This window comes from Dethiosulfatibacter aminovorans DSM 17477 (assembly GCF_900142005.1).
GTDB lineage: Bacteria > Bacillota > Clostridia > Tissierellales > Dethiosulfatibacteraceae > Dethiosulfatibacter > Dethiosulfatibacter aminovorans.
In genome coordinates this window covers 52,485-64,756 of record NZ_FQZL01000023.1, presented here as the reverse complement: position 1 = coordinate 64,756, position 12,272 = coordinate 52,485, and the positions used below count along the sequence as shown (strand labels likewise).

Annotated in this window: 11 protein-coding genes; 6 read left to right on the top strand and 5 right to left on the bottom strand. The window is 41.9% G+C overall.

The features are described 5' to 3' along the window. Positions 1-141 precede the first annotated feature (141 nt). Positions 142-1,434 (top strand): acetyl-CoA hydrolase/transferase family protein, encoded by a 1,293-nt coding sequence (locus BUB05_RS13515; protein WP_073050149.1) that lies wholly within the window; start codon positions 142-144, stop codon positions 1,432-1,434. A 234-nt stretch (positions 1,435-1,668) separates the two neighbouring features. Here the strand turns inward: BUB05_RS13515 and nhaC are convergent, their stop codons facing one another. Continuing rightward, positions 1,669-3,075, bottom strand: coding sequence for a Na+/H+ antiporter NhaC (nhaC, locus tag BUB05_RS13510; protein ID WP_073050148.1), 1,407 nt, complete (start codon positions 3,073-3,075; stop codon positions 1,669-1,671). Beyond that, entirely contained in the window at positions 3,068-4,276 is a 1,209-nt protein-coding gene (locus BUB05_RS13505; RefSeq protein WP_073050147.1) for a trans-sulfuration enzyme family protein, read from the bottom strand. The genes nhaC and BUB05_RS13505 overlap by 8 nt, the downstream gene beginning before the upstream one ends. A 315-nt stretch (positions 4,277-4,591) precedes the next feature. Between BUB05_RS13505 and BUB05_RS13500 the strand changes: the two genes are divergently transcribed. Next, on the top strand, positions 4,592-5,395 hold the full coding sequence (locus tag BUB05_RS13500) for a MerR family transcriptional regulator (protein ID WP_073050146.1): 804 nt from the start codon (positions 4,592-4,594) through the stop codon (positions 5,393-5,395). 100 nt (positions 5,396-5,495) lie between these two features. On the opposite strand, the gene BUB05_RS13495 is transcribed toward BUB05_RS13500, so the two are convergent. Continuing rightward, entirely contained in the window at positions 5,496-6,017 is a 522-nt protein-coding gene (locus BUB05_RS13495; RefSeq protein ID WP_073050145.1) for a GNAT family N-acetyltransferase, read from the bottom strand. 349 nt (positions 6,018-6,366) lie between these two features. On the opposite strand from BUB05_RS13495, the gene BUB05_RS13490 reads away from it, so the two are divergent. Genes BUB05_RS13490 through BUB05_RS13475 form a run of 4 tightly spaced genes read left to right on the top strand, consistent with a single transcriptional unit; the run spans position 6,367 to position 9,380 of the window. After that, positions 6,367-6,939, top strand: a complete 573-nt coding sequence (locus BUB05_RS13490) for a 2-oxoacid:acceptor oxidoreductase subunit gamma family protein (protein ID WP_073050144.1) — start codon at positions 6,367-6,369, stop codon at positions 6,937-6,939. Continuing rightward, on the top strand, positions 6,939-7,241 hold the full coding sequence (locus tag BUB05_RS13485; RefSeq protein ID WP_073050143.1) for a 4Fe-4S dicluster domain-containing protein: 303 nt from the start codon (positions 6,939-6,941) through the stop codon (positions 7,239-7,241). The genes BUB05_RS13490 and BUB05_RS13485 overlap by 1 nt, the downstream gene beginning before the upstream one ends. Positions 7,242-7,251: 10 nt before the next feature. Then, complete coding sequence (gene porA / locus BUB05_RS13480) at positions 7,252-8,445, top strand: pyruvate ferredoxin oxidoreductase (protein WP_073050142.1); 1,194 nt, start codon at positions 7,252-7,254, stop codon at positions 8,443-8,445. Beyond that, positions 8,445-9,380, top strand: coding sequence for a thiamine pyrophosphate-dependent enzyme (locus BUB05_RS13475; protein ID WP_073050141.1), 936 nt, complete (start codon positions 8,445-8,447; stop codon positions 9,378-9,380). The genes porA and BUB05_RS13475 overlap by 1 nt, the downstream gene beginning before the upstream one ends. Positions 9,381-9,460: 80 nt before the next feature. Here the strand turns inward: BUB05_RS13475 and BUB05_RS13470 are convergent, their stop codons facing one another. Both BUB05_RS13470 and ilvB read right to left on the bottom strand, forming a co-directional pair. After that, the gene (locus tag BUB05_RS13470) at positions 9,461-10,363 is read right to left on the bottom strand and encodes a ketopantoate reductase family protein (protein ID WP_073050140.1); all 903 of its coding nucleotides are present in this window, start codon (positions 10,361-10,363) and stop codon (positions 9,461-9,463) included. A gap of 213 nt (positions 10,364-10,576) precedes the next feature. After that, entirely contained in the window at positions 10,577-12,232 is a 1,656-nt protein-coding gene (ilvB, locus tag BUB05_RS13465) for a biosynthetic-type acetolactate synthase large subunit (protein WP_094762943.1), read from the bottom strand. Positions 12,233-12,272 lie beyond the last annotated feature (40 nt).

The following is a 12,272-nucleotide window of genomic DNA, read 5'->3' as shown; positions in this document are numbered from 1 at the left end:
AGTTTCGTTACAATTCACTCAATCAACCGTATACAGTTGAACCATCTATATACTATAGATTTCATGAATTGACTCAACTATATACTATAGATTTCATGAATTGACTCAACTATATTGTGGCTTAAAGACTAGGAGGATATTATGAGGAATTTATACAAATCCAAGCTTACCAGCCCGGCTGAAGCTGTGAAGGTAGTAAAATCAAATGACAGGGTAGTTCTAGGCCATTGCGTGGGAGAGCCTCTGCTTCTGGTTGACGCTCTTATGGACAGGAAGGAAGAGCTGAGGAACGTGGAGATGGTCCACATGGTACCGCTGGGAAAATCTGAATACTGTTCCGAGGAAATGGACGGCCATTTCAGGCTCAATGGAATATTCATGGGAGGGCCTACAAGAAAAAGTCTTCACGATGGATTTTCAGACTATACCCCATGCTTCTTCTTCGAAGTTCCAAGACTCTTCGAAAAAGACTATCTACCCGTTGACGTGGCAATGATAACTGTGAGCACGCCTGACGAGCACGGCTACGTCAGCCTTGGTACATCGGTAGACTACACGCTTATGGCAACCAAGAAGGCAAAGATTGTCATAGCAGAAGTAAACGACAGGATGATCAAGACTTATGGCAATTCATTCATCCACATATCCGAGATAGACCATATCATAGAGTCAAGCTACGACCTTCCAACACTGGAGCCCAAGCCTATAACGGATATCGAAAGAATGATAGGCGAAAACTGCGCCCAGCTTATAGAAGACGGGTCGACACTGCAACTTGGAATAGGGTCAATTCCCGATGCCGTCCTGCTATTCCTAAAAGACAAAAAGGATCTGGGTATACATTCTGAAATGATATCCGACGGTGTTGTGGACCTTTACAATGCAGGAGTCATTACAAACAATGCCAAGTCAATCAACAGAGGAAAGATGATTGTAACCTTCCTCATGGGTACACAGAAGCTTTACGACTTTGCCCACAACAATCCGGAGCTTGAAATGCACCCTGTAAACTATACAAACAATCCAGCCGTAGTCTGCCAGAACGAGAAGATGATTTCAATAAATTCATGCGTACAGATAGACCTTATGGGACAGATAAACTCCGAGACCATTGGGCCAAAGCAGTTCAGCGGCGTAGGCGGACAGGTCGACTTCGTAAGGGGAGCAAGCATGTGTCCGGATGGCAAATCAATAATAGCCATACCTTCAACAGCAAAGGGCGGAAAGGTATCCAGAATTGTACCTACCCTTGATGAAGGATCTGCAGTAACTACATCAAGAAACGATGTAAACTATGTTGTTACCGAATATGGTGTTGCAGACCTTAGAGGAAAAACACTCGCCCAAAGGGCAGAGGCTCTCATAAATATATCTCACCCCGATTTCAGGGAAGATTTGAAAAAAAGCATTTCATTATCAAGTCAGATATCGTAGCCCAGTTACGATCTGTTAATAAATTCAGAGATTGATATCTCAAACTGACCAGAAAAGAGCCGGATTACGGCTCTTTTCTACTTTCTTGAAAAAACCTATCTATACTTCCGAGCCATTTCAGTGATATTCAGTTTTTCTGAAAATAAAGAATGAGTTTGCAGCAAAATATAAATACTTGCAATGAAATAGAGCCCCATAAGGCTCTATTTCAACACAGATGTTTTGTTCTACGATTTACATCACTGCTTCTGCAACTTCTTCAGGCAATTTCTCTATTGAGAACCCTGTTATTCCATATAATATTGAAATTATAGGATTCAACAAGCAAAGGAATGTGAAAGGAAGATATGCAAAAGTACTTACACCAAGCATTGTAGACATATATGCTCCACATGAACTCCATGGTACCAATGGCGATATGAGAGTACCCGAATCCTCTAGACATCTGGACAGGTTCTTGGGATGAAGTCTCATTTTTTCATAAGCCGGTTTGTACATTTTTCCAGGTATTACTATGCCAAGATACTGGTCTCCGGTCATGAAGCAAACAGCTATACAGGAAATAACCGTAGATCCGATCAGTCCTGCCACACCTCTCGAGAACTTCAGAATTCCATTTGCTATTACTTCCAGTACTCCAACCGTATCCAATACTCCTCCAAGTACCATTGCGCAAAGCATCAGGGAAAGGGTCCACATCATGTTGTCAAGTCCGCCATTTGTCAGAAGATTGTCTATAACTTCGATTCCAGTTTCAGAATAGTATCCGTAATGTGCCGCACTTATAATGTCTCCGAATGTAGCACCCTGGAATATCGCTGCAAATACTCCACCCAGTACAGCTCCGATTATCAATACGGGAATTGCAGGCTTCTTCATAACTACCATTACAATTACTGCTATAGGCGGAATGAGCAATGCAAGGCTTATATTGAAACTGCTTGACAATGCATCGGTTAACTTTGTAATCGAACTGGGATCCAGGCTGCTTCCTGAATATTTCATGCTTAAAAATCCATACAGTATCAATGATATTAACATCGATGGCACTGTTGTATACACCATATGTTTGATATGTTCAAACAAAGTAGTTCCAGCCATAGCCGGTGCCAGGTTTGTAGTATCTGACAGAGGAGACATTTTATCTCCAAAATATGCGCCTGATATTATCGAACCTGCAACGATCGGCAGAGGTACGCCCAAAACTCCTCCAATACCCATCAATGCAATACCAATGGTACCGACAGTCGTCCAGGATGATCCAGTAGCCAAAGATACAACCGAACACATTATGCAGGATGCCACCAAAAAGATTTTTGGAGACAATACCTTAAGCCCGTAATAGATCATAGCTGGAACAGTGCCGCTCAATATCCATGTACCGATTATTAGTCCTACTGTCAAAAATGTTATGCTTGCCTGCATTGATCCGTCTATTGACTTCAATATACCCTTTTCAATATCATCCCAGGTATAACCCAGTCTGTAGATACCAAGCAAGGTTGCATATACGGCACCCAACAACAAAGGTATGTGAGCATCCGCTTTCACGAAAAACACTGCATAAAATATACTTGCGACCAATAGGATTACAGGTATTAATGCTTCAATTATGGTTGGTTTTCTTCTTGCATTATCCATGGTTTATCAATACTCCTTCTTTCATAATTTCATTTATAATCATATCAAATTCTTCAATGATGTCTTCTATATTTTCAAGACCTGTGGAAATTCTTAAGAGTCCGTCAGGAAGACCCATCTCTATTCTCTCTTCCCTTGTCATTCCGCTGTGGGTGATTGTGGTATCGCACAGTGATGTTGTGAAGGATCCCAAACTTGCAACAATCTTTGCGAGCTTTGACCTCTTGATGAATTCTTCTATCATTTCAAGACTTCCCAGATCAACGGCAAGCATGGCTCCATATTGTCCATTATTGAAAATTTCAGTAGCAAGCCCGTGGTCTTCAAATGATTCCAGTCCAGGATAGAAGACCTTTCCAATCTTGTCGTTTGATTCAAGGTACCGGGCAAGCTTCATGGCATTGTCGCAATGCTTGTTTACCCGGAGTTCCAGGGTTCTCATGCTCCTTGTCAAGAGCCACGCATCAAAGGGACTGATAATAGGGCCGTATGTACGGGACAAGTCTATCACCCTGTCCATCACTTCCTTTGTCGACACTACGATACCAGCCATTATGTCACTGTGTCCATTGAGGAACTTTGTTGCACTGTGCACCACTATATCCGCACCAAGCTTCAAAGGCTGACAAACAATTGGCGTAGCAAAGGTATTGTCTACAAGAAGCTTTGCACCGTAATCATGTGCAATCTTTGATATTCTTTCAATATCAAGAACATTGATCAAGGGATTCGATATGGATTCAGCATATACAAGCTTGGTATTGTCCTTGAAGTACTCATGAAGATTCTCTTCATTCAAGTCAACCATGGTCACTTCTATATTGTATTGTCCTTCAAGTTCACTCTTTAGGAATTTAAACGAATTTCCATAGATTACACTGTTTGCTATAATATGGTCACCTGATTTCACCTGAGACATTATTGCCAGAGTAATCGCACTCATGCCTGATGAAAATACCTCTGCCGCTTCTCCACATTCCAGATTTTGAATAATTTCCTTTAAACAATCTGTTGTAGGATTTCCATAGCTGCCATACAAATAACCTTCTTTTCTTTCATAGCTGACATCATTGCAAGTCTTTGAACTGTCAAATACATATGCCGAACTCATGTATATCGGAGCAACCTTGGGCCTTGAAGACGATGGCAAGTCGACACTGGCACCCAAATGAGTCAGCTCAGTCATAAATTTTGTATCCATTTTAAGCCTCCTGAATAATAGCGTTTGCAAATCATTTTAACCGGTTTAACTACACTTTAGTCCATGAAATCGTTCTAGAGTCAAGTGCTTATATACTGTTTTTTCTAGTAAATAAACCTGTTTTTCAGAAAATCTATTGGATTTGATCGCTTAAACGGCTCAATAAATATACATAACTCAAGTTTATTTCCAAAAACAACACAAACTCTAGCATAGTGCTAGAGTTCGTGGATTAATTCCCTAAAGTCATATTTGACAAAACTCTTATATTAAGTTTATTATTATCCTATTATCAGATTTAAAGGAGGACTTCATTTGAAGGAGCATTATACCATAGGAGAGGTATCCAAGATATACAACATATCTGTTCATTCATTACGCCACTACCACAAGATCAACCTCATAGTACCTTCATACATTGATGAATCAACGGGCTACCGCTACTATACCTTCGACCAGTTCCATTACATCAGCAGATTGAAATACTTCCGTTCCATTGGACTGTCCCTTGGACAGATAAGAAGAGTCTTTGAATCCGGAGACGGCAGCGACTTCAAAGCGATTCTACAGGAAATCAAGGAAGAAAAGGAAAAAGAGATTGAAGGAATAAAGGATATAATTGACAAAATCGAATGGATGGATTCATACTATTCTTCTTCAGACATCAGCGATATGGACAACCTCATATACAAGCGTCACTTTCCAGAAAGATACGTCTTCAAGACATTGGACTCTGAGGAAAAAACCATAGAAGAAATGGACATAGCTCTCCACAGCAGCCTTTATTCAAAGAAATTCAGAAAATTGAAGTATTTCAGGCAGTACGGTTATTTCATGGATTACGAATCCCTTCTTAACAATGTTTCAGATCAGATTTCAGAAACAATGCTGCTCAGCGTCAAGCCGGATATGGAATCACCGCATATCAGTACTCTTCCTGAAGGAGACTATATCTGCTACTGCGCCAGAATACTGAACGAAAGCATGGATGTATCTCCACTTATTAAGTATATTGAAGCAAAACACAAAACAGATCCAAAGGTTGTAATAGCCTTCGAATACGAGGAGTATCTGGAGGATTACTACAATGCCATATACGAGATACAGCTTTTGTTTTAGATTCATCCTGCAATATAAAAACCAAAATAAATAGAGCCGATATTTCGGCTCTGTCAAAATTTTCTTGATGCTACCGCACTTCTTCCCCTTTAGGATTCCCTCAGTCTCTAAAATACTCACTCTTCAGCATGGAAAATATCATCTGATCCAAATATCCCTTCTCGCTCTTGTATGACTGTCTGTGCGTTCCTTCATAGAACATTCCCAGGCTCTTGTACAAGGATAAACCTATTTCATTGTGGGGATATACATCAAGCCAGAAACGGTTCATCTTAAGTTCCTCGAAACAGAACTTGAACAGCCCCTTCATGGCTTCCCTTCCGTATCCCTTTTTCTTTTCGGTAATGGCAATGCGCCTGAGCTCGAACACCTCCGAAGCCTTGTCCAGTCTAATGAGACAGTACCCCACCAGCCCGTCATCTTCCTTTTTCTTGAAGGTGAGAAGATATGCTTCGTCGCTTCCTATTTCCTCAAGGTGTTCCTCATAGGTACCCTGCCATATGTAGTCCCTGTTTTCAGGGTCTTCCTCGATTGTCATCACCCTGTCTATTTCGAATTCCACAGCTTCAAAAATATTCAATCTTTCTGTTTCAAAAAGTTTTTCAAGTTTTTCATTTCCCATAGTCTTTGCCTCTCTTGTATGATTTTTTGCCGAACTCCTCTTTATTCAGAATATTCCCAGATTAATAGCATGTCAATATAATTTTATGACAACAAATCTTACAGTCACTAATGGTCAGCAGGGTTTTAAGAATTCAAATAATATTAGATTCCCTAATCATCGCTTGAAGAAACATTGCAGATTGTACTCGATTTTCATATGATTGTATTCAATTTACAAACATATAAATAATCAATGTGAAATCTGCAAACACATTGGAATTTTATTGTTTTTCCTGCATTTTACCGTCGACAAAACACATGTGTTGCTGTATCATAGACTTAATGACCAAAAATAAAGGAGAATTTTAATGTCGAAAATTACCGAAATCAGATGGCACGGAAGAGGCGGCCAGGGAGCAAAAACCGCATCATTATTGCTTGCCGACGTTGCTTTCAATACCGGCAAATATGTACAGGGATTTCCAGAATACGGTCCGGAAAGAATGGGAGCTCCAATTACAGCCTACAACAGAATCAGCGAAAATAAAATAAGGGTACATTCAAATATATACGATCCTGAATTTGTAGTAGTTGTTGACGAAACCCTTCTTGAGTCAATACCTGTAACAAAGGGACTGAAAAAAGAAGGAGCAATAGTAATCAATACGGAGAAATCACCTGAAGATGTAAAACCATACCTGCAGGGTTATGAAGGAAGAATCTACACAATAAACGCAAGAAAGATATCCGAAGAGGCACTGGGAAAATATTTCCCAAACACTCCAATGCTTGCTGCAATAGTAAAGGTAAGCGGAGTAATGCCTGAGGAAAAATTCATAGAAGAAATGCAGCATTCATTCGAGCACAAGTTCGCTTCAAAGCCCGAAGTTATAGAAGGAAACATGAAAGCTTTAAAGACTGCTCTTCAGGAGGTTAAATAATGGATAAGAAAACCAATATAGACGAAACCATCGTATGGCAGGATATAACTCCCGGCGGAGACATGCTTGCAAGCGGTAACTCAGCAGAGTTCAAGACAGGCGACTGGAGAACAAACAAGCCTGTAGTGGACCTTGACAAATGCATACACTGTCTGCTTTGCGTACCTGTATGCCCCGATACTTCAATTCCAGTTGAAGATGGAAAGAGACTTGAATTCGACTACGACCACTGCAAAGGCTGTGGTGTTTGTGTCAAGGTATGTCCGGTAAACTGCATAACTATGGTACCGGAAGGTAAATAAGGAGGATAAAATGGCTATAAGAGAAAGATTATCAGGAAACGAAGCTGTAGCTACAGCCATGAGACAGATCAACCCGGATGTCGTTGCAGCCTTCCCTATTACACCATCTACGGAAATACCGCAGTATTTTTCAAAATATGTTGCCGACGGACTTGTCGATACGGAGTTTGTACCTGTAGAAAGCGAGCACAGTGCCATGTCGGCTTGCGTAGGTTCACAGGCAGCAGGAGCAAGAACAATGACAGCAACATCCTCATGCGGTCTTGCCCTCATGCACGAGATCCTTTATATTGCAGCATCAAACAGGCTTCCAATAACACTGGCAGCTGTAAACAGAGCCCTTTCGGGACCTATAAATATAAACGCAGACCATTCCGATACAATGGGATCAAGGGATGCAGGCTGGATACAGATATACTCTGAAAACAACCAGGAAGCATACGACAACTTCATCCAGGCAGTAAGAATCGGAGAACACAAGGATGTAAAACTTCCCGTTATGGTATGTCAGGACGGATTCATCACAAGCCACGCCGTTGAGAATATAGAACTTATAGAAGACGACAAGGTCAAGGACTTCGTAGGAGAATACAATCCTGAAAGCTACCTTCTGGATGCAAGCCAGAACCTGTCAATAGGACCATACGATTCGCCAATGTACTACATGGAACACAAGAGGCTTCAGGTGGAGGGCATGAAAAATGCCAAGGAAGTTGCACTTCAGGTTGCTGCCGAATTCGAAAAAATGACAGGCAGAAGCTACGGTCTCTTCGAAGAGTACAGGCTTGACGATGCAGATGCTGCAATAGTAATAATCAACTCAACTGCAGGTACTGCCAAGGATGCAATAGACAAGCTGAGGGAAGAAGGAAAGAAGGTCGGTCTTCTCAAGATAAGACTATTCAGACCTTTCCCCGGAGAAGAAATTGCAGAAGCGCTTAAGCATGTCAAGGCAATAGCCGTAATGGACAGGTCGGACTCTTTCAGCAACCAGGGAGGGCCTCTCAATGCAGAGATCAAGTCTGCCCTTTACGGAACCGAAAACGCACCAAAGATAATAAACTACGTCTATGGACTTGGCGGAAGAGATGTAAAGGTTGAAAACATAGAAGAAGTATACTCTTCATTATTTGAAATAATAGAAACTGGAAATACTGGTGATACTTACAGATACCTTTCAGTTAGAACACAGGAGGTACAGTAATGGCTTACAATTTGAAGAAGGAACTGGCAAAACCGGAGAGACTGGCCGGCGGCCACAGAATGTGTGCAGGCTGCGGAGCACCTGTAGCCGTAAGAGCCGTGACAAGGGCCCTCAAGGAAGAGGACAAGGCGGTCATAGGATGTGCAACCGGATGCCTTGAGGTTTCCACATTCATGTACCCCTACACTGCATGGAAGGATTCTTTCATACACAATGCATTCGAGAATGCAGGAGCAACTGTAAGCGGTGTCGAAGCTGCCCACAAGGCAATGAAAAGAAAGGGAAAGGTAAAGGAAGACTTCAAGTTCATCGCCTTCGGCGGCGACGGCGGTACTGCCGACATAGGCTTCCAGTCCCTTTCAGGCGCAATGGAAAGAAACCACGACATGGTTTACGTATGCTACGACAACGGAGCCTACATGAACACAGGCATCCAAAGGTCCTCTGCAACTCCCCAGTATGCGGATACAACTACTACACCTTCAGGAACATGCTCGGCTGGAAAGCCCCAGACAAGGAAGGACCTCGCTGCAATAATCGCAAACCACAACATACCTTATGTGGCGCAGACAACCTTCATCAAGAACTTCAAGGACATCCACGAGAAATCCGAGAAGGCCATATATACAGATGGCGCGGCATTCCTCAATGTTCTTGCTCCATGTCCAAGGGGATGGAGATATCCTGCCGAGGACCTTATGGAGATGTGCAACCTGGCAGTGGAAACATGCTTCTGGCCGCTGTTCGAGGTTGAAAACGGAGTGTGGAAACTCAACTACATGCCAAAGAACAAGCTCCCAATCGAAGAGTTCCTCAAGCCACAGGGAAGATTCAAGCACCTTTTCCAGAAGGGAAACGAACACTTGATAGAAGCCATCCAGGCAGACATAGACAAGAGATGGGAACAGCTTCTTGTCAGATGCGGAGAGAAGTAAACTTTAATAAACAAAACAGAACCCCTGGGATAATCATCTATCTTCAGGGGTTCCTCCTATTATGCATTACATTTGTATTTTCAATACCTTTTCTCAATCAGCCTGATTGCATTGTAAAGAAATTCATTCACAGGAGTGGGTATGCTGCATTTCTTTCCAAGCTCAATTATTCTTCCTGCAAACATCTCGACTTCCGTTTTTCTTTTATTTTCCACATCCTGAAGCATTGAAGGTTTTCCCCCATAAGGCAGGTTGTCAAAATTCGAAAAGCATGAGTTCATGTCATCCTCAGTCAGTCCAGTACCCATGACCTGCGATATCTTCACCACTTCCATCATGGCAGCACCCATCATGTTTCTTGCTTCCTGGAATTCCACCACCACTCCATAGGTTGCACCGGAAACAGCCGCCAGCTGGTTCACCCCTACATTGAGCATGAGCTTCCACCACAAAGACTTTATTATATTTTCTTCGACTATATACTGCACACCGCAATTGTCTAACAACTCAGCTATTTCTCGAACCTTCAAATCATCCATATCACTAACTGAACCAATATGTATAATTCCTTTGGCTCCCCTGTTTATCCTGTTCCCTTCCTTGACTCCGGAAATCTTGTTGATATATGAATAGATCAGCTTGTCCATTCCATATGCTTCACCAATTATCATTTCAGAATCTATGCCGTTCAAAAGGCTAATGATTATAGTGTTTTCACCAACCAAGTTTTCCATATCCCTGACAGTATTTTCAAGATCATGGAACTTGGTGCATACGATAATCAGGTCCATCACTTCACCGTCTTCAGGCGTTAGATATTCAAAATCTATTTTCTCATCATTTACATATATTCCCGTTTCTTCATATCTCTCTATCCTGTTCCTGTCTGCAACAATCTTCACGTCATATCCTTTACCAATTATCTGTTCTCCAACACTTGCGCCAATGGCACCTAGACCAATAATTGCAATTTTCTTGATCATCAAAACACCTCCAATTATGTTCCTAATACCAATAATTATATATCAACCGAGTATATCAAGAAAGAAAAAAAGAAAGTTTCATTAAATACATATTTCCAAAAGTTCATGGAACTATTCATTTTTAGCTTTATTAAGCTACAAAAAATGAAGAAAACAGGTGGTCAGCCTGCCTTCTTCATTTTATAAAAGAACAAAACCATAACAGCTTTGCTGTTAACCATTAAGCAACAGTTCATTGATCGGTCTTCCCGGTGGTACTATGGGGAATACAGATTCATCATGATCTATCAGACATTCAATGAAAACCGTCGTCCTTAGATGAGCCGATTCCTTCAGTGCAAATTCCAGCTCCTCCATCGTCTCTGCAAGATAGTACTTGATTCCATATGACTCCAGGAACATTTTTCCATCCACATCATCGAAGGTATCCGTCTCGGAATATCTTGCATCACTGAACATCCTCTGCCACTGTCTAACCATTCCAAGGGAGTGGTTGTTAAGCTCTATCATCTTGATAGGAAGCCTGTATCTGTTGACTGTTATAAGCTCGTTGTGGTTCATCCTGAAACTTGCATCTCCCGTTATTAGAAGCACCTCTTTGTCAGGATTACCAACCTGTGCTCCTATTGCAGCACCCAGTCCATAGCCCATGGTTCCTAGGCCTCCCGATGTACAGAATTCATTTGACTTCTTAAACTTCCAGTACTGTCCCGTCCACATCTGATGCTGTCCGACATCCGTAGTCACTATAGTATTGTCGCTGTAGTATTCGTTGGTCTTTTCAAGTATGTTTTTAGGTGTAAACAGGGTCTTGTCAGGTTCTTCCCTCTTCATTCCCTCAAGCTCCTCAAGCCATTCCGGCCTCTTTGCTTCATCGACCATTTCAAGGAGATTTTCAAGTATATACTTCATGTCTCCAATCAAAGGCACGCAGTCCTGCGTGTTCTTGTCAATTTCCGTACTGTCTATGTCTATATGTATTATCTTTGCATTAGGAGCAAACTGGTCCGGTTTTCCTATTACCCTGTCACTGAATCTTGCTCCGACGGCAATAAGAAGGTCACAGTTAGTTACGGCAAGGTTTGCGTGGATTTGTCCGTGCATTCCTACCAGGCCAAGGGAGAGCCTGTGGTCCCTTGGAATTGTACCGAATCCCATGAAGGAATTCACCGTAGGTATTTCAACCTTTTCAATGAGTTCTATCATCAGTGCGTCGTTCTTTGATATCCTCACTCCACCACCTGCATAGAGGACAGGCTTCTTTGATTTATTTATGAGCTCGGCAGCCCTTTCAAGGGATGCTTTTTCCACATATACCTTTTCCTCGACGTACACCGGTTCTTCAGTTCTCTCGTATTCATACTCGGCAAGGAATACATCCTTGGGAACGTCTACAAGAACAGGTCCCGGTCTTCCAGACGCTGCAACATCCATGGCCTCTCTTATGGTATGTGCCAGATTCTTTATGTCCCTGCATAGATAGTTGTGCTTAGTAATGGACAGAGTCATGCCTGTGATATCCACTTCCTGGAAAGAATCCTTTCCTATAAGCATGTTCGGCACCTGCCCTGTGATTACGACCATAGGCACGGAATCCATATATGCAGTAGCTATACCCGTTATCGTATTTGTAGCTCCCGGTCCTGAAGTAGCAATGACTACACCGGTCTTGCCCGTAGACCTTGCATAGGCATCTGCCGCATGTACCATATGCTGCTCATGACATGTTCTTATATGATTAAAATAATCAAGTTCGTCATAAAGAGCATCATAAAGAGGTATTACAGCTCCTCCCGGATAACCGAAAATAGTGTCTACTCCCTTCTCCTTCAAACATTCCAATATTATTCTAGAACCTGAAATCTTCATTTTTTTCCTCCTAGTTTTAGACAACAGCAAAGTTGAGTTT